At 46.7% G+C, this 16,811-nt stretch carries 19 protein-coding genes; 4 read left to right on the forward strand and 15 right to left on the reverse strand.

The genetic code is table 11. The features are described 5' to 3' along the window. Nucleotides 1-36 precede the first annotated feature (36 nt). Entirely contained in the window at nucleotides 37-480 is a 444-nt protein-coding gene (locus tag COPRO5265_RS04865) for a hypothetical protein (RefSeq protein WP_236608187.1), read from the reverse strand. A 143-nt stretch (nucleotides 481-623) separates the two neighbouring features. Between COPRO5265_RS04865 and COPRO5265_RS04870 the strand changes: the two genes are divergently transcribed. Both COPRO5265_RS04870 and COPRO5265_RS04875 read left to right on the forward strand, forming a co-directional pair. After that, nucleotides 624-1,274, forward strand: coding sequence for an MBL fold metallo-hydrolase (locus COPRO5265_RS04870; protein WP_012543643.1), 651 nt, complete (start codon nucleotides 624-626; stop codon nucleotides 1,272-1,274). Next, on the forward strand, nucleotides 1,271-1,759 hold the full coding sequence (locus tag COPRO5265_RS04875; protein ID WP_012544448.1) for a YqeG family HAD IIIA-type phosphatase: 489 nt from the start codon (nucleotides 1,271-1,273) through the stop codon (nucleotides 1,757-1,759). Before COPRO5265_RS04870 ends, COPRO5265_RS04875 begins: the two co-directional genes overlap by 4 nt. Here the strand turns inward: COPRO5265_RS04875 and COPRO5265_RS04880 are convergent. After that, nucleotides 1,715-2,485 (reverse strand): ribonuclease H family protein, encoded by a 771-nt coding sequence (locus COPRO5265_RS04880; protein WP_236608188.1) that lies wholly within the window; start codon nucleotides 2,483-2,485, stop codon nucleotides 1,715-1,717. The genes COPRO5265_RS04875 and COPRO5265_RS04880 overlap by 45 nt on opposite strands. A gap of 18 nt (nucleotides 2,486-2,503) precedes the next feature. On the opposite strand from COPRO5265_RS04880, the gene COPRO5265_RS04885 reads away from it, so the two are divergent. Next, nucleotides 2,504-3,241, forward strand: coding sequence for a prepilin peptidase (locus COPRO5265_RS04885; protein ID WP_012544049.1), 738 nt, complete (start codon nucleotides 2,504-2,506; stop codon nucleotides 3,239-3,241). A 2-nt stretch (nucleotides 3,242-3,243) separates the two neighbouring features. Here the strand turns inward: COPRO5265_RS04885 and COPRO5265_RS04890 are convergent, their stop codons facing one another. Beyond that, nucleotides 3,244-4,056 carry a Nif3-like dinuclear metal center hexameric protein gene (locus COPRO5265_RS04890; protein ID WP_012544293.1) on the reverse strand — a complete coding sequence of 271 codons (813 nt, stop codon included), beginning with the start codon at nucleotides 4,054-4,056 and terminating at the stop codon, nucleotides 3,244-3,246. After that, nucleotides 4,053-4,544, reverse strand: a complete 492-nt coding sequence (locus tag COPRO5265_RS04895; RefSeq protein ID WP_012544574.1) for an ECF transporter S component — start codon at nucleotides 4,542-4,544, stop codon at nucleotides 4,053-4,055. Before COPRO5265_RS04895 ends, COPRO5265_RS04890 begins: the two co-directional genes overlap by 4 nt. Before the next feature lie 58 nt (nucleotides 4,545-4,602). On the opposite strand from COPRO5265_RS04895, the gene COPRO5265_RS04900 reads away from it, so the two are divergent. Further along, nucleotides 4,603-5,238 carry an endonuclease III domain-containing protein gene (locus tag COPRO5265_RS04900; RefSeq protein WP_143708103.1) on the forward strand — a complete coding sequence of 212 codons (636 nt, stop codon included), beginning with the start codon at nucleotides 4,603-4,605 and terminating at the stop codon, nucleotides 5,236-5,238. On the opposite strand, the gene COPRO5265_RS04905 is transcribed toward COPRO5265_RS04900, so the two are convergent. The 11 genes from COPRO5265_RS04905 to COPRO5265_RS04955 form a co-directional block, all read right to left on the reverse strand. Further along, on the reverse strand, nucleotides 5,220-6,815 hold the full coding sequence (locus COPRO5265_RS04905) for a formate--tetrahydrofolate ligase (protein ID WP_012543927.1): 1,596 nt from the start codon (nucleotides 6,813-6,815) through the stop codon (nucleotides 5,220-5,222). The genes COPRO5265_RS04900 and COPRO5265_RS04905 overlap by 19 nt on opposite strands. 19 nt (nucleotides 6,816-6,834) lie before the next feature. Further along, nucleotides 6,835-8,103, reverse strand: a complete 1,269-nt coding sequence (hutI, locus tag COPRO5265_RS04910; protein WP_012544437.1) for an imidazolonepropionase — start codon at nucleotides 8,101-8,103, stop codon at nucleotides 6,835-6,837. Beyond that, nucleotides 8,084-9,013 (reverse strand): glutamate formimidoyltransferase, encoded by a 930-nt coding sequence (ftcD, locus tag COPRO5265_RS04915; RefSeq protein ID WP_012543909.1) that lies wholly within the window; start codon nucleotides 9,011-9,013, stop codon nucleotides 8,084-8,086. Before ftcD ends, hutI begins: the two co-directional genes overlap by 20 nt. Then, entirely contained in the window at nucleotides 9,013-10,674 is a 1,662-nt protein-coding gene (hutU, locus tag COPRO5265_RS04920) for a urocanate hydratase (protein WP_012544625.1), read from the reverse strand. Before hutU ends, ftcD begins: the two co-directional genes overlap by 1 nt. A gap of 243 nt (nucleotides 10,675-10,917) precedes the next feature. Further along, on the reverse strand, nucleotides 10,918-11,448 hold the full coding sequence (locus COPRO5265_RS04925) for a cob(I)yrinic acid a,c-diamide adenosyltransferase (RefSeq protein WP_012544138.1): 531 nt from the start codon (nucleotides 11,446-11,448) through the stop codon (nucleotides 10,918-10,920). Continuing rightward, nucleotides 11,438-12,319 carry a PD-(D/E)XK nuclease family protein gene (locus COPRO5265_RS04930; RefSeq protein WP_012543544.1) on the reverse strand — a complete coding sequence of 294 codons (882 nt, stop codon included), beginning with the start codon at nucleotides 12,317-12,319 and terminating at the stop codon, nucleotides 11,438-11,440. Before COPRO5265_RS04930 ends, COPRO5265_RS04925 begins: the two co-directional genes overlap by 11 nt. Before the next feature lie 4 nt (nucleotides 12,320-12,323). Continuing rightward, complete coding sequence (holA, locus tag COPRO5265_RS04935; RefSeq protein WP_012544177.1) at nucleotides 12,324-13,298, reverse strand: DNA polymerase III subunit delta; 975 nt, start codon at nucleotides 13,296-13,298, stop codon at nucleotides 12,324-12,326. A 24-nt stretch (nucleotides 13,299-13,322) separates the two neighbouring features. After that, nucleotides 13,323-14,126 carry an inositol monophosphatase family protein gene (locus COPRO5265_RS04940; protein WP_236608189.1) on the reverse strand — a complete coding sequence of 268 codons (804 nt, stop codon included), beginning with the start codon at nucleotides 14,124-14,126 and terminating at the stop codon, nucleotides 13,323-13,325. Between the two features lie 237 nt (nucleotides 14,127-14,363). Beyond that, nucleotides 14,364-15,107, reverse strand: a complete 744-nt coding sequence (locus COPRO5265_RS04945) for a YhjD/YihY/BrkB family envelope integrity protein (RefSeq protein WP_049750682.1) — start codon at nucleotides 15,105-15,107, stop codon at nucleotides 14,364-14,366. A gap of 192 nt (nucleotides 15,108-15,299) precedes the next feature. Beyond that, nucleotides 15,300-16,145 (reverse strand): DegV family protein, encoded by an 846-nt coding sequence (locus tag COPRO5265_RS04950; protein WP_012544585.1) that lies wholly within the window; start codon nucleotides 16,143-16,145, stop codon nucleotides 15,300-15,302. Further along, nucleotides 16,138-16,809 carry a Jag family protein gene (locus COPRO5265_RS04955; protein ID WP_012544097.1) on the reverse strand — a complete coding sequence of 224 codons (672 nt, stop codon included), beginning with the start codon at nucleotides 16,807-16,809 and terminating at the stop codon, nucleotides 16,138-16,140. Before COPRO5265_RS04955 ends, COPRO5265_RS04950 begins: the two co-directional genes overlap by 8 nt. Between the last annotated feature and the right edge of the window lie 2 nt (nucleotides 16,810-16,811).

Consider the following 16,811-nt stretch of genomic DNA (forward strand, 5'->3'; position numbering starts at 1 on the left):
CCTCCCCTTTTATGAAACACTGCAACCTGTGTATAACTACCCAAAGCCCTCTGAATAAGGCTTTAGAGCCCTTCTAAACTCTTCCCTTAAATCGTCTAGAACCTTTTCCTCACCTTCCAAAAACCCAATGTAAGCCCAGCCCTTTAGACCCCAGCCAAAGGATTTCTTGATCATTTTTCCTTCTCCGGGAAGCAAAAACCTTTGCATCATAACATCACTAATGGGCTTTACAAGGGGAAGAAGCTCTTCTAAAGTCATACCAGGAACAATAAAATCAAGGAGCTTGTAATCAGCTATGCGCCCAAGCAGGCCGCCTTTTTCCATTATGAGAACTCTTCTATAAATACGGTGGTTACCTAAATTGTGGGGTTCATAATAGAACTTTTTCAGCACTTCTTCATCCAAAAGGAGCTCAGAATTATTCATCCCCTCACCACTTTCATACACAAAGAATTCCTCCTGTGTAAAATTATACTCCACAATAGCTATTTAATAACACGTCAATATCCAATTTACATGTGCTTAGCATTGTGCCTTAAAGTGGATAAACAAAGAACGTTTATGGTAAAAACAATATATACAGGCTATAGGCTACTAACAAGGCCAAAGGAGGGGATGGCATTATGCGTATCACATATTTGGGTCACTCTTGCTTTTACATTGACTGGAACGGACAAAGAATAGTAACCGATCCTTACAACAAAGGCATGTTTGGTGAGGGGGGTTATGCCGCGCAAAATGTGGAGGCTGACATTGTTACGGTGAGCCACCACCATGATGACCACAACTACACGGGCGATCTAAAAGGAGAGTTTAAAGTTGTAGACAGACCTGGGAAGTACGTTTTTGGTAACCTAAACGTGGAAGGTCTCCTTAGCTCTCACGACAAACAAGGTGGTGCTCAAAGAGGAGAGAATATCATATTCAAGATGTCGGATGGCAAAACCACCTTAGCTCATTTGGGCGATTTAGGAAGGCCACTAAGCGAAAAAGAAGAGAAATTCTTGCAAGGAGTGAACATACTCATGGTTCCAGTAGGAGGTTTTTACACCATTGATGCAAATGAAGCGTATGACGTGGTCCAGAAAATACAGCCCAATATCGTACTGCCCATGCACTTCAAGACAGCAAAAACACAAACGTGGCCCATAACCGGCGTGGAAGATTTCCTAAGTCACTTCCCATCGAACATCATAAAATCTTTCCGTTCAGAGGTGGACATAAAAGAACTGCCCGGTCAAATGGAGGTCTGGCTGCTTAAGCCGAGCAGATGAATCTCGAGCCCACTGCCTATTTTAGTCGCGTTAGCGACATTCCTCTTGACATGTTAATAAGTGACGGTGTGGGTACTTTAGTTGTGGATGTGGACAACACACTGATGCCCTATGATGAAGACAACATTCCTGATGACATAGCTGAATGGATGCGCAAAGCAAAAAGGCATTTCACCGTTGTGGTCATAAGCAATACGAAACCTTACCGAGCAAAGATTATAAGGAAGACTTTACATGTACCAGCTTATGGAATGTGCATGAAACCGCTACCCATATCATGGCTGGTACTCAGAAGACGTGTGCCCAAAGATAAACCAGCTGTAGTCATAGGTGACCAGTTTTTCACTGACGGGCTTTACGCCAAATGGAACAACCTTAAATTCATAAAAGTGGAACCACTATCACCGAAGGATGCTACCCACACCAAAGTGACCCGTTGGTTAGAAAAGATTCTGTTCACCACCAACACAAAGCCGTCTGACTAAGGAAAAATTCGCTTTAGCAACGTTTCTTAAAGCGGAGCACCCCTGTTCTGAGGCAATATTTACTGCAACCTGTTGAGCTTCTCGGCTACTTCCCGCAGGCAGGTTATGCTCCTTAAGCCAATTAAGAAACGTTGCCCGAGCCACTACTGAAGCTGCAGCCACTGCTGGTATAACCTCTCCACGGTAAATAGGAACAAGCCCATGACTGCGTAGCTGCGCAGTAGCGCCAAAATCATCCACATAAAAAGGCCTGCAGTGGTCCAGCTCTTCATAAACGTTCAGATGAAGCTTAAGCAAAACAGCATTCATGTTCGAGGTTAGTTCATGGGGCAAAACTTGCTCAATTACAACCTGACATTTACTTTTGAAAAACTGCGCAAGCTTTTCCACAGCACCATTGGATAGCTCCTTGCTGTCAATGGCAAGGCGCATGGCCAATTGATCCTCCAAGAAAGTGCCTGCAACTACTAAGGGCCCAAATAGGTCTCCTTTACCAGCTTCATCAGATCCACCATGGGGCTTTATAGGAGTTAAAAAACCCACAATGAATCGTGCCAAAGCATGGTCTTCTGCATTTATGACTAGTTTTCTCTTGTACAGACTCAAGGTCACACCATTAATAACTAAGTTACTACCCTTCTTCTGAGCTCCCTCTTGAAGAAGGATTTTCTCCAACTTTTCTGCTTCTCCAGCATACAACCTTAGTACCATCTTGCCTCCTACCATACAAGTTACAATTATCTCATGTGGGTAAACGCTTTACTGTTTTTTGTTGTGGGCACCGTGGTAGGCTCTTTTCTCAATGTAGTAATTTACAGGCTTCCGCGAAATGAGAGCATTGCTTTCCCACCCAGCCACTGCCCCAAGTGCAATCACAAATTAGCCCCATGGGACCTCATTCCCATATTGTCATACCTGTTTTTGGAAGGCAGGTGCAGGTACTGCGGTGAGCCCATATCCTGGCAGTATCCCGTAGTTGAAACCATTACTGGCTTACTGTTCGCCGTGGCAAGTTTCCTACCTTTGCCAGAGATGATCTTTTTCATCATCTTTGTGTGCTTCTCCATAGCAATAAGCTGGATTGACCTGCAGACCATGCTCATCCCAGAAGTGCTCATCCTTCCGTTGATTGCAGTTCTCGTATTAAGTAGAACTTACACATATCAGTGGTTCATTCTCACAGGTGCTTTTTCCCTCTTCTTAATCCACCTAATCATTCATTTGATTGTTCCTGATGGTTTTGGCATGGGCGACGTGTTCTATGCAGCCGCCGTGGGTTTAATGCTCTCACCCCATCTGCTGCTTGTGTGGTTTGTTACAACTTACGCATTAGGTACCATCGTTGGCCTGAGCTTAATTGGCTTAAACAAAATGGAGCGAAAGACACCTTTGCCCTTCGCCCCAATCATGTTTGCTGGAACCCTTATTACATACTTTTTTGGAAGTTACATTTACAACTGGTATCTTACCTTGTTCTTGTGAATTCAAATAAGCTCATGAAAACCAACAGAAACCACGTTAATGCCCCTCTTTTTAAGCTCCCTAAGGAAAATTAATGCACCTACGTAATCACCAGGCATGTGACCTGTAAGCACTAAAACGCGGTCAGGAAAGTCCACTTTAAGCTTTTGGAACTCCTGAGGAGCAATGTGCATATAAACCACACCAGGGAAGCCATGGTCGAACCACACTTTTGCAATATGGTACCCACCATTGGTGAAGGCTCCTATGAGCACGGGCAGTCTATCAACCTTCTGCTGTGGATCGCCCATAATAGCTTCCACTTTCACAGGACTGTGGGGAAACGGATCAATCTGATTCATTTCATGAACAATATCAGAAACTGTGGCTGGGAGCATATCATCAATAGTCTTTTGAAGTGTTTTACGAGTAATTTCGTCAATGGGAGCGTGAATGTTCATAAAAGGCATATTCAGTAGCTTCGCCATGCCCACAACGCGTGTGAAGTTCTCTGTTTTCGACTGAATGTGCAGATCCACCAGTTTATCAGCAATGGCGCTGTGAGCTTCCTCAGCCGGTATGCCTGCCTGCATCATGAAGGTGGCATGCCTCTTGTAAATATCTTCATAGCGTAGTGCTGCATTGGGTGGATGATGTGCTATGACCAAATCAAAACCCTGTTGTCTTGCCCACAGCAGTTCTTCCACGCCAATATCAATACCAAAAAAGACGTTTTTGATACCCTGCCCTTCAACGTATATGCCTGAGTCAGCTGGTTCGACCTCCAGCTGAGACATTTCCATTGCCAGTTCCATGATTTCCTGTGTAGTCATCATCTATTTGCACCTCCTAATGCTCCCACAAAAGCCTTTCCAAGTAATGGTCCCACAATGGCACCTACCAACCCCTGGAATGCGTTGCCAGGAATCTCTGCTAAAGCTGCTGCCGTCCCGTACATGAAAATCTCCACCACAAAATAGCCCAAAACCATCACAGCGGGGCCCACAACCCAGCGCCAGTCAAACTTTGCTTTCACGTCGCTGGTTGACACAATGTAACCTTCCGCACTCTTGATTAGGAAAGTCCAAGGTGCCCAGTGAGCATAACCCCCCAGCAGGTCAGCTAGAGCGCTGCCCAAACCACCTGCAAGCCAACCTAAGCGTTTCCCGAGCACCATAGCCACGGCTATTACTGCAGCATCACCAATGTTTATGTACCCCTTGGTGAGTGGATGAGGAATCCTTATGAGCATGGTTGCCACAGTGACAAAAGCAGCTGACAATGCAGTCAATGTGATCTCGCGTGTCCCATTGTTGTTGTTCAAATGAATATCACCTCCCGTCACTCGTTAGTGCTATTATAATCCTGTTAGGTATAGGAAAATGAATATGCATATACATAAAAGATTTGCTCCGCCACAAGAAGTAGTTCATTTGCTTGCACAAACGTATACTTTTGATCCCTATGCCAAAAACGATCCCACAAGAGTACTTCTTAGTTGCATACTGTCAGCTCGTACCAAAGATGAAATAACCTACCCCACAGCTGACAGACTCTTTTCCTTTTACCCCACACCACTAAGCTTATGTCAGGCGCATTTGACTGATCTTGAAAACATACTAAAACCCGTTGGTTTCTACCGGCAGAAAGCCAAATACGTCAGAGATGCAGCTTGTTACATCGAAAAGTGGGGTGTTCCAAAAACCACGAAGCAGCTAACACAGGTTCCTGGCATTGGACCAAAATGTGCAGCCATAGTACGTGCATTCGGTTGGGGAATTCCCGATATTGCCGTTGATGCCCATGTCCAACGCATATCAAAAAGGCTTGGGTGGACAGAGGAAAAAGATGACCACCTTCGGACTCAGACAAAACTTAAAACACTTTTGCCCATCCATGAATGGGTTTACGTAAATCACCTCTTGGTCTCATTGGGGCGGCACGTTTGCCGCCCTCAGAGACCACTATGTCATCAGTGCGTGCTTAACAGCCTTTGTCCTTATCCCAGCAACCCCTGAACATTTCCCTTTTCATCCACGCTAACTTCCTGAGCTTGCGGGACTTTTGGAAGTCCAGGCATGGTCATCACGCTGCCAGCTAAAGGCACTATGAAGCCAGCTCCAGCAGAAATCTTTATGTCTCTAATGGTTATGACAAAGTCTTTTGGTCTGCCCAAAAGGTTTGCATCATCGCTCAGTGAATACTGAGTCTTTGCAATGCAAATAGGCAGACGGCTTAAGCCAAACTTATCCACCAACTTAAGCTTTTTCTTGGCTTCACTGGTAAACTCAACAGCCTTGGCACCGTAAACGTTCTTTGCAATCTTTTCCACCTTTTGTTCAATGCTGTCCTCAAGTTCATAAGCGTACGAGGGGTTAGCTGTAAACTTATGGGCCTTTTCCACTACTGCTTCAGCCAACGGCATACCGCCCTGTGCACCGTCCAATGCCACAGTGCTCACAGCATGAGTCACATGAACTTCATCGAGAAGCTCTTGAAGACGCTTGACTTCTTCTTCGCTATCATCAGGGAATACGTTTATGGCAACCACTGGATCGTAACCAAAGCTCCTTATGTTTTCAATGTGTGCCAAAACATTTTCAAAACCGCGATCCATGGCGTCCAAATCCTGCCCTTGACCATGGTGCTTAATGGCTCTAATGGAGACCACAAGTACCACCGCACTTGGAATCAAACTGTGCTCACGAGCCACGATGTCCATGAACTTCTCAAAACCTAAGTCAGAACCAAAGCCTGTTTCTGTTATCACATAATCGGCGTAGGTCAATGCCATCTTTGTTGCAACCACACTATTGGTTCCGTGAGCAATGTTCGCAAAGGGGCCTGCGTGCACAAAAGCAGGCGTGCCAGCTGCTGTCATGACCAGATTTGGTTTCAAGGCGTCTACCATGAGAGCAGTAACCGCTCCTTCTGCCTTCAGATCAGCCACGGTTAGCGGACTGCCGTCCATGGTAACTCCGAGCACAATTCTTTGCACCCTTTGCTGAAAATCCCCAAAGTTCTCACTCAGAGCCATAATTGCCATGATTTCAGATGCTGCTGTGATTTCAAAGCCGTCTTCTCGTGGTACACCGTTGCCCTGCAAGCCAACCACAATGTTACGCAGATCGCGATCATTCATGTCCAAGGCCCTTTTCCACCACACCTTAGTGGTATCAACAAGGGGCTGCTTCTTGTAATAGATGTGGTTGCCCAGCATGGCGGCTATGAGGTTATGGGCAGCTGTGACCGCATGCATGTCGCCGGTGAAATGCAGGTTAATCTTGTCAGAAGGCACCACGTGAGCCTTTCCCCCACCAGTAGCACCACCTTTGACACCAAATACAGGCCCAAGAGAGGGCTCTCGCAGTGTGACAATGGCTTTTTTGCCTGATGCAGCTAATGCATCTGCCAAGCCAATTGCTGTAGTGGTTTTTCCCTCTCCAGCAGGAGTAGGGTTTATGGACGTAACCAAGACCAGTTTTCCTTTTTGCTCGCCCAGTGCACCTAAATCCACCTTGTAAGCATAACCGCCATAGGGAATGAGGTAATCCTCTTTAATGCCCAGCTGTTTCACAACTTCCGACAAATTCATGCGCCGTTCCTCCTATCGATTATTGGACTGGACTTCCATTCTTGAAAACCATATCTACTGGATTTATACCGTGAAGATAGCCTAACCAATCCAAGCTGGGCACACTAAGGACAGCCAGGTCAGCCTTGTTGCCTGGTAGTATTGCCCCCCTATCACTAAGTCCCAGCGCTTTTGCAGCGTAAACGGTGGAGGCGAAGAACAGCTCAAAAATGGGTAAACCGAATTCAATGTGACCCACGGTGATGGCCTGCCAGGGCGAGGGTGAAAAGCTTGTTCCCGGGTTGAAATCCGTGGAAATGGCAAAGTACCCCTTCAAATCCTTGATAAGGTCGTAAGTTCTCCTTATGTCATAACTCAGATGCCAAGCCGTCAGGGGCAGAAGCACAGGCACAGTGCCCTTGGCAAACACAACTTCCAGATCCTCTCTTTGAGCAAAATCCAAGTGGTCCACGGAAACGAAGGGGTATTTCTCCAGCAGTTTCCAGCTGTTATCATGTTCCAGCTCCCACAAGTGAGCTTTCAGACTAAACCCCAACCTGTGTGCTGCATTGTAAATGAAGTCTGCTTCTTCCACAGTGTAGGCCACAGAAGCCACAAACACATCTACAAAGTCTGCCAGGTTTTCATTTCTAACCACGGGCATGGTTTTCATGACCATTTCCTCGATGTAATCTTGTCGGCTCTTTGCATCTTTTGGCACAGCGTGGGCTCCCAGATAAGTGGGAGCCACCTCAACAAGTGCCTGCTGCTGCTGTTTTACCTCGCTTATGATACGCAGCAGCCTTATCTCCTGTTCGTGGTTCAGACCGTAACCACTTTTCACTTCCAACGTGGTAACGCCTTGCCTAAGGAATACCCGAAGCCAGTATTCCAGGTTACGAAGGAGCGCTTCATCACTGGCATTCCTGGTAGCACTCACCGTGGCATTAATGCCGCCCTTCTTTTGCTGGTCGTGGTACGTTTCTCCCTGTATGCGAGCATGAAATTCGGCTGCTCTGTCCCCTGCAAAAATGGCATGAGTGTGGCACTCTGTAAGTGCTGGTATGACCACAGCACCCCTAACATCGTATACTTCCCACTCCTCACCAAAAGGAGCCTCAGAAGAAGGAACAATGTCCTTAATAACACCTTCTTCAATAACAATGACTTGGTCGCGTTTATCCAGGAGTGGCATATCCTCCATTGGTAGTAGTTCCATGGCGCTGGGGGACACCACATGGGCACCAAGGATAACAGTCTTTTTAGAACCAATGCCTTTATAAGTCTTATTATTGTTGTTGTTCATCATCTTGACTCTCTGCTAACCTCGAAAGCACTGCCACATCCAGAATCTGGTTTGCGTCCAGCTTGGGTATTTGCAGGTAATAACTTAAGCTATTTAAAGCAGCACCAAGTGGCATGAGACCTATGAGCTCGCCCTCCACGACCTCCACCCCGAAGCGTCTGGCTTCCAGCTTTACCAATTCAGTTATGCGGTACAAAGGTGTTTTTGTGTAATCCAGAAGGTTCATGGAGACTTGTGCTAAGCCCTTCTCTTCAATGAACATGCCTTTTGCCTGTATGTTTACCAAACCACCGCTGGACTCCCGTACCGCCTTGGCTATTTTGTCAGCAACGCCTTTATCAGCTGTGTTCAAATACAAGTTAAATGCGATTAGGAAATTTCGTGCTCCTACCGCAGTGGCGCCCGCTGTGGGGTGAATCACAGGCTCTCCAATGTCTGGGTGCCTCTCTGGCTCTTTAATGGCTTCCTTTAGACCCTCGAATTCACCTTTTCTTATGTTGGGAAGCCTCTTCCTTTCAGGCATTCTGGCGCTTTCAGCATACAAGTACACAGGCACTTTTAGTTCGTCCCACATCCACTGCCCGAACTCCAACGCAAGCTCATTGCATTCCTGCATGGTGGCATTGAAAAGCGGGACAAATGGAACCACATCCACAGCTCCAATGCGCGGATGTTCACCTTGGTGCTGGTTCAAGTCAATAAGTTCTACGGCTTTGCGAGCACCATTTTTCATGGCGCTGAGTACTTGCTGTGGTTCACCCACCATGGTAACCACCATGCGGTTGTGAGAAGGATCAGCTTCCACGTCCAAGATGATCACGTTTGCTGATTCCTTCATGCTGTTTACAATGGCATCCATGACTTCCTGACGTCTGCCTTCGGAGAAGTTCGGCACACACTCAATCAATTTCACTACTGTTCACGCTCCTCGAAGTTTTCCATGGGCATTCTTATGCCTTTTTCTTTGGCCACACGCTTTGCTATGTCATAGCCCGCATCAGCATGACGAACCACGCCAATCCCAGGGTCGTTAGTTAGTACTCTTCTTATCTTCTTCTCAGCCAAATCGGTTCCATCAGCCACCGTAACTTGTCCAGCGTGAATGGAGTAACCAATGCCCACTCCACCGCCATGGTGTACAGAAACCCACGTAGCACCAGACGAAGTGTTGAGCATGGCATTAAGTATGGGCCAATCAGCTATGGCATCTGAGCCATCCAGCATGGCTTCCGTTTCACGGTACGGACTTGCCACAGAGCCCGTGTCAAGGTGATCCCTGCCCATGACGATGGGCGCTTTCACCTTGCCTGTCTTCACCAAGTAGTTAAACATGACACCTGCTTTGTCGCGCTCACCATAACCAAGCCAGCATATGCGAGCTGGTAGACCCTGCCACTTAACCCTCTTCTGTGCCATATCAATCCACGTTCGCAAATGCTCATCTTCTGGGAACAGTTCAAGCAAAAGCTTATCTGTTTCGTAAATGTCAGCTGGATCCCCTGAGAGTGCTACCCAACGGAAGGGCCCTTTTCCTTCACAGAACAGCGGCCTAACCAGAAGTGGCACATAACCAGGAATTTCAAAAGCATCTTTGTAACCGTTTAGCTCAACCAACTTCCTAATATTGTTTCCGTATTCAAAAGCCACGGCTCCCCTGCGCTTCATTTCTACCATAGCTTCCACGTGCTTAACCACCGATTCGCCTACACGTTTCAAGTATTCCTCGGGGTTGGATTTTCTAAGCTCTGCAGCTTCTTCCACGGTGTAGCCAGAAGGTATGTAACCATTTAAGGGGTCGTGAGCAGCTGTTTGGTCAGTAACAATGTCCGGGATAATGTTCCTTTTCACCAATTCAGGAAACACGTCAGCAGCGTTGCCCAGCAGTCCAATGGACACTGCTTCTCCTTTTTCTTTGGCTTCCTCAACCATTCGTAATGCTTCATCCAGCGACTCAGCTTTCTTATCCAGGTAACCATGTTTAATACGGCGGTCAATGGCCCACGGGTTAACTTCCACAGCTAGCATGATTCCACCAGCCATGGTAGCGGCTAGTGGTTGAGCGCCACCCATTTCACCTAATCCCGCTGTGAGCACCAGCTTACCCTTTAAGCTACCACCGAAATAATGCTGGGCAGCTGAGTAGAACGTTTCGTAAGTGCCTTGGAGAATGCCTTGAGTTCCTATGTAAATCCAAGAGCCCGCAGTCATTTGACCATACATGATGAGTCCACGCTCTTCTAATTCCCTGAAATAATCCCAGTCAGCCCACTTAGGCACCAACAGGGAGTTGGCAATGAGTACACGCGGAGCCCACTCATGGGTCTTAAACACGGCTACAGGTTTTCCGCTTTGCACCAAAAGTGTTTCATCCTCTTCCAAGGTCTTAAGGGTTTCCACGATCTTGTAGAAGCAGTCCCAGTTACGAGCGGCTTTACCAGTACCTCCGTAAACAATTAAGTTGGCAGGATCCTTTGCCACCTCAGGATCCAAGTTGTTCATGAGCATACGCATGGCGGCTTCAGTCTGCCAACTCTTGCAGGTTAACTTGTTGCCCCTGGGTGCTCTGATTTCCATATCACATTACCTCCTTTTAACACCATTTTAAAACAAAAAAGAAAACCAGTACACACGCATACACACAACAACAAAAAAAGAAAGACGAAAAAGTATGCAAACTAAACAGGCTTAAATGCTACACAAACCCACACAAAAAGAAAGCGCCAAAAAAAGAAGGGAAAACAGATGCGAGCATTTACACAAGTGGTACTCCACATACGACAACACAAAAAGAGCAGCCAGTCAAAAAAAAAACACTTTTTAGTAGTCAATGCCCTCTCTGGCATTTATGCCCTGCTGAAATGGATGTTTTACCTCTTCAAAAACGGTGACGTAGTCAGCCATGGATTTAATATTCTCCGTGGCATACCTGCCCGTTATAACCAGTTCCACCTTGGGTGGCTTACTCTTTATGAGTTCTACCACTTCATCTTCGCTCACCAGCCCAAACGCCACTGCCACATTGAGTTCATCAGCAATGACAACATCATAGAATCCCGAACTCAGTTGGAATTTAAGAAAGGCAAGTGCCACCTGTGCAGCTTCTTTGTCAGTCACATCCGGGTTTTTGGGATCCACAAAGTGATCAGTGCCAAAACGAACCTGCGTAACTCCAGCAACCTTTGACAAGGAGACATCTTCACCATAGCTAAAGGAAGGGCCTTTCATGAAGTGGACCAAGAGAACCCTTAAACCACGGCCTGCAGCCCTTAAAGCCAAGCCCAAAGCCGCACTGGTTTTTCCTTTACCATTACCCGTGTAAACGTGGGTAAGCCCCTGTTCAAGTCCCATTCTTCCGCCTCACTTTCAAATAGAAACTGCCTTTCTTTTCCACCACAAAGTCCTCAGTCAGGTGTACGCCTTCTGTGAATCCCGGAGCAAGCTGTTTCTGAATCAAGCCTGCTCGCTCTTGAAGACGCCACAGCTCATGTAGTGCCTGATTGGTCTGAACGTCTTTTACGGTCTTCTGGCACCATCTGCCGTAGGGGCAAAATGAGCAGTGATCTGAAATCCGTGGACGCCTGTTTCCTAAGCTGTACTGCTGTAGGAACTGCTGGACAAAATCCTCCACCACCACTGCTTCTGCCTCGCTAAATTGAAACACATTTGACTCAGCCTGTGAGCCTTCCACACCAGCTTTGCCCAAGTAAACCACTCCCAGGGTGGCTGGAAGCTGAAGAAGTCCTAAGCGCCAAAGCATGGTAGCGTATATCTTAACCTGCTGGCGGTGGCTTTCTGCCATGAAACTGCCTGTTTTCCAATCCAATACCAAATTTTCACCCAGAGCATCAGCTATGCCTATGACAAGCATGTCGTCACTGCCGAAGCCGTATTCAAACTTCACTTCGAACTGACTCGGGTTGTAGTTCTCGGCGAAACGCTTAGCAGCTCTTGCCATGTTCAGCATTTCCTTGACCACTTGCTCAGTAAAAGAGGACTCCACTGCTCCCGGAAATGATTCCAGCAGCACAGACCAAGCTAAATCTTCCTCCGTATCAAATAGGCCCTTGTGGTCGCCCGATAGCATCCTGTAAATGAGCTCATGCACCGCAGAACCAAATTGATCAGCCACACCCGTGGTCGCAATTGGTAGTTGTGCTGAATAATCCAAATACAAAGGACACCAATAAATCAGCGTCGTTACACCAATTCTTCTTAACATGCTATTACCTAATCGCCTCCCTCTTCTTGGGGAACATGATTTGCATCAGTTTCCCAGCAGCGCCTTGCTCGTCGATTTCTCCTGTTTTTATCATCAAATCCAGGTGCAAAAAAGCACTGATTATGTTTCTAAGTGCTTCCAAGCTGTACCACTTTCCAACCTCCATGCACCGCATCACAAAAAACGGGCTCCTACCAGCCGCTTGAGCCAAAGCAGCTTTGTTATCCATGTTGAACTCCTTGCTTTTCCACGCCAAGCTGAAAATGCGGTAAAGAAAAACGAAGATTTGCTGGAGTGCTTCCCCCTGCTCAAGCAAACTGCCCATTTCAAGTTGGGCTCTTTTTTCATCAGCCGCTTGCAAAGCATCCATGAGAGCAAAATAGTTACCCTTAACCATGCTGCCTACCACAAAGGTTTGCAAGTGCTCCATGGTCACTTTCTTTGTCACCAAAGACAGCTTTTCAATCTCGGTGTAAGCAGACCAAAGGTCGCCGTCACACAGATCCAAAAGCTGTTCAGCCACCTCAAGATCACACCTAACACCATGTAACCTGAACTCCGCCACAATCCAAGAAACAGCTTGCTTCTTTGCCAAGGGTTTGCACTCCACTACTTCGGCACCAGGAATCTTTGCATCCCCCATGACCACCACAACGCCACTTAAGTTCCCAGATGAAACAGCACTTATCATGGCATCGCGAATGACTTTCTTTGCTGGAAGTTCCACCACAATGACGCGCATGGGAGAAAACAGAGAATAGCTGGTCAAAGAACGCAGAACGTCCATGTTTTCTGCGTCCACACGCACAACTTCAGCCTTAGTTTGTTCGCGTAGCCAGAAAACAACCCTTTCCTTCAGAAAATCGTTCTCACCTGTTAGCACGTAAAGGTCTCTTATGTTTCCTTTTCTTATTTCTTCAATGGTCTTCAGAGCATTACTGCTTTTGTTATGGCTTGTTCCACCGTGACTAGCGCTCATACTCTAAACAATCACACCCCATATTCACCCTTCAAGCTGAACACCGCTCTCACGCCACAAATGCAGTACCCGTTCCACGTGCGCAGATGGTCCAACCACAATGCTCTTGGAAGTAAAAGGGTCGTAAGGCTGGCCAGAAAAATCCAATGCCACGCCGCCTGCCTCCCTAAGCAGGCAGACGCCAGCTGCTGTATCCCAAGCGTTTATCCCGTATTCGAAATACAAACCGAAGATGCCGGCGGCTGTGTAGCAAATATCCAACGCCGCGGAGCCCAACCTTCTTATGTCCATTACCTCAGGGTAGACGTGCAAAAGCAGCTGGGTAATCCAGTCCACCTTATCGCGAAACTTAAAAGGCAGAGCCGTGGCAACCAATGTGTCTTTGAGCGGCTCTTGAGTTACATGTATGGGCTCACCATTTAGATAAGCGCCTTTACCTACTTGAGCATGATACAGTTCCTCCAAAACGGGGTTGTACACCACACCAGCCTTAGGCTGCCTCTCTCCTGTGAAAACGCCTATGCTTACACAAAACTGGGGTATGCCCATGGCAAAATTGTTCGTGCCGTCTAAGGGGTCGATAACCAGCAATGGGTCTCCTTTGGTAGAAAAATGCTCTTCTTCAGCCACAAAACCTGCACCGGGGAACGCCTTGCTTAGCTGTTCCACAATGAACTGCTGAACCGTTGTGTCGTACTCAGTGATAAGATCATGAGCCGACTTCTGCTCTACTTCAAAGCGCTGCCTAAAACCCGTCCTTAAAATGTCCCCAGCTTTCAAAGCTGTGGAAATAACAGTATTCATGAGAATTTCGTCTGTGTTCTTCATAAACTTAATAATACTATGAGTTTGCCCCATGCTTGTCAGCTTTACAAGATCCCCTGCATTTAACTAAGGGAGCAGGTAGCACACATAGCAGTAATATGCAGCCTGCAAAGGATCTTCAGTCAGCGCCTACCATATAGGCCACCTTCACTTTTTCATTTTGGAACACCGCTTTTTGAGGCACGTGAAAGCTGCTTGAACTGTTTATCAGCGGGCTGAACCCTGTTTGGTAGCTGCCTGCTAAGACCTATCATCATGGACAGTAGAACTGTTCTTATTTTGACTACTACCAATTAAAGAAAGCAGCTCCCAACCAAGTAGGATCACATAAGCCAGTACGTAGTACCAGAAAAGCACCACTGGTATGGCTGATGCCACTTTGAAGACAATGCTGGTACTCACCTGTTTTATGTAGAAATTAACAATTTTGCTAACCACGTACCAAATGACAGACTGACCTGCACCAACAACCAAAGCATATTTGGTATTCACGTGGCCGTCCAAAAACACATTGAAGCCACTAAACAGAACTGCGTAAAACAAAAGGTTGTAAATCCATGATGGTAAATGCTCCAAGAACAGGCCCACCACGGTATAACCCCACACGGAAAAAGCCAAGATGAGTATAAAAGCAAAAGAAAGCAGCCTAATTGTCACGGTGGAACGCCTTTCTCGTTTAGCAATGACCGTGGCAGCATGTTCCAGCGAAGCGAAAACATTGGTGCTGCCCCAAGCCAGTGGAATGAGGAGAAACCATGACCATCTTGCACTTATGGTCAGGGAAGTAATCACAGGCTTTAGCAGTGCCTCATAATCGGGTGATAAGTACTTGAGCACTGAAAAACTTACCTGTTCCCCAAAAAGCAAGAACAAAAACAGGGTAAGTGCCGCAGTTGAAAAGAACATGAAGTAAGAAAAAGCACCTGCAAAGAATCCCAAATCGTCCTTACTAATTTTGTAAAATATTTTTTTTATGAGTTCCATCTTTTTATCACTATTTACTGCCTTTAGTGCCGATTGTACTGCAAATCCGTATCATCGACAACGCCTTCTTACAAACACTTAGCTGCATATGTTACCACACATATATATACACACACCTTTAAGCGTTAGTGGGAAGCCATGTAGCAAACGAATCTGCTCCCCCGCTGGCACAACGGAACCAACGTTGTGTTATCAAAGCATCACTTTTGTAGGCACACCAAACAACGCGAGAAGATCTGGTCCCAAGTGCGTGCCGATAACAGGACCCAGCCTAAGTACGTCTTGCCGCTTCATGCCGTTCTCTTCTAAGAATTGCTCCAGCACGCTGACCTCATCAAAATTGTCCGACCACACAATGTCCAAAAACAACTGTTCATGGCCAAAGTTCTTTATCATGAACTGAGGCATTTCCTTAATGGCTGCCTTCCTGCCTCGCACCACTTTGTAGGAATTCACCATGCCGTCATCCACAAACAAGAGTGGCTGAAAGTGAAGCAGATTGCCAGCCAAAGCTTGGGCTTTCCCGATTCTACCGCCCTTTGCCAAATGCTCAATGGATGCAAGAAAAATGGTTTGATAAGCATCACGCACCTCAATCACGTGATTCACCACTTCATCCAAAGACCAGCCCAAGTCGATGGCTTTAAGAGCTTCCAAAATCATACGATAAGGTCCTGCCGCTACTAACTTTGTATCGAGTGCAATGAATCTGCCGTTGAATTCGCTTTCCAACATCTTTGCTTCCTCAAAGGTGACGGAGAAGTGTTTAGATAGCCAAATGCCGATGACGTTATCGTTGCCCTCATCAAGAAGCTCATTTATGGCACTTCTCACTTCCTCAATGGGTGCAGCTGAAGTAGTTGGAATATTTTTCTTTTCTCGTAGGTCTTTGTAGAACTCATCCCAATCAATTTCCGTAAGTTCCTTGTAACTTCTGTCACCCTTGTTGACCCGCAGTTCCACTACTCTGGTATGCTCCAGTGGCTTTGGCGCATACGCTGAGCTATCGAATACTACGCCAATCTTACTTCTACTCATCTTCCCTCTCCCCACTTTTGGCATTATTGGTACTACTGCCCTTACTTCCCTCTTCTCGCTCCCCTGAATTGCCAGCTGTTTTCAAGAATATTTGCACCCGCCTGTTTGGATCATAGCCAGTGCTCTTGCTTTCAAAAGCGGGATACTTTTCACTAACGATGCGATGCACTTCCCGGCGCTCCCATCTTAGCATGGGAGGTAATGTTGCTGGACGCTTTGTTCTTTTTGTTTTTTGCACGCTTTGTTCTACCATGTCCTCCAGCTGGCGGATACGTTTTTGCTTGTAATTCATGACATCCACATCTACGTGAGCAATTTCCGGAAAGCGTACACGTATGATATAGCGCACGAACCCCTCAAAGGTATCCAGAAAAGAACCATGCTTTCCAATGAGTATGCCCAGATCTTCGCCGTCCACACTTATGTGAAGTTGATCATCCATTTGTTCAGCATGAACACTACCTGTTTTGCCCATGGCCTTAAGAAGTGCGGTTACCAACTGCTCAGCAACCGATTCAGGGGAAACTACCCATGCCTTTATGACTACTTCATTACGCAGAAGTCCCCTCTTTTCAGAAATCACCTCGTATTCCAGTTCATCTGATCCAAAGTACTGTCTGGCTTTTTCTAAAGCCTGCTCAACGCTTTCTCCGATGAACTCCATAA

It is taken from the genome of Coprothermobacter proteolyticus DSM 5265, from assembly GCF_000020945.1.
GTDB lineage: Bacteria > Coprothermobacterota > Coprothermobacteria > Coprothermobacterales > Coprothermobacteraceae > Coprothermobacter > Coprothermobacter proteolyticus.

Coding starts and splice junctions, on each gene's coding strand:
- COPRO5265_RS04870 (WP_012543643.1), top strand. CDS start 624: ATGCGTATCACATATTTGGGTCACTCTTGCTTTTACATTGACTGGAAC.
- COPRO5265_RS04875 (WP_012544448.1), top strand. CDS start 1,271: ATGAATCTCGAGCCCACTGCCTATTTTAGTCGCGTTAGCGACATTCCT.
- COPRO5265_RS04880 (WP_236608188.1), bottom strand. CDS start 2,485: ATGGTAGGAGGCAAGATGGTACTAAGGTTGTATGCTGGAGAAGCAGAA.
- COPRO5265_RS04885 (WP_012544049.1), top strand. CDS start 2,504: ATGTGGGTAAACGCTTTACTGTTTTTTGTTGTGGGCACCGTGGTAGGC.
- COPRO5265_RS04890 (WP_012544293.1), bottom strand. CDS start 4,056: ATGATGACTACACAGGAAATCATGGAACTGGCAATGGAAATGTCTCAG.
- COPRO5265_RS04900 (WP_143708103.1), top strand. CDS start 4,603: ATGAATATGCATATACATAAAAGATTTGCTCCGCCACAAGAAGTAGTT.
- COPRO5265_RS04905 (WP_012543927.1), bottom strand. CDS start 6,815: ATGAATTTGTCGGAAGTTGTGAAACAGCTGGGCATTAAAGAGGATTAC.
- hutI (WP_012544437.1), bottom strand. CDS start 8,103: ATGATGAACAACAACAATAATAAGACTTATAAAGGCATTGGTTCTAAA.
- hutU (WP_012544625.1), bottom strand. CDS start 10,674: ATGGAAATCAGAGCACCCAGGGGCAACAAGTTAACCTGCAAGAGTTGG.
- COPRO5265_RS04925 (WP_012544138.1), bottom strand. CDS start 11,448: ATGGGACTTGAACAGGGGCTTACCCACGTTTACACGGGTAATGGTAAA.
- COPRO5265_RS04930 (WP_012543544.1), bottom strand. CDS start 12,319: ATGTTAAGAAGAATTGGTGTAACGACGCTGATTTATTGGTGTCCTTTG.
- holA (WP_012544177.1), bottom strand. CDS start 13,298: ATGAGCGCTAGTCACGGTGGAACAAGCCATAACAAAAGCAGTAATGCT.
- COPRO5265_RS04940 (WP_236608189.1), bottom strand. CDS start 14,126: ATGAAGAACACAGACGAAATTCTCATGAATACTGTTATTTCCACAGCT.
- COPRO5265_RS04945 (WP_049750682.1), bottom strand. CDS start 15,107: ATGGAACTCATAAAAAAAATATTTTACAAAATTAGTAAGGACGATTTG.
- COPRO5265_RS04950 (WP_012544585.1), bottom strand. CDS start 16,145: ATGAGTAGAAGTAAGATTGGCGTAGTATTCGATAGCTCAGCGTATGCG.
- COPRO5265_RS04955 (WP_012544097.1), bottom strand. CDS start 16,809: ATGGAGTTCATCGGAGAAAGCGTTGAGCAGGCTTTAGAAAAAGCCAGA.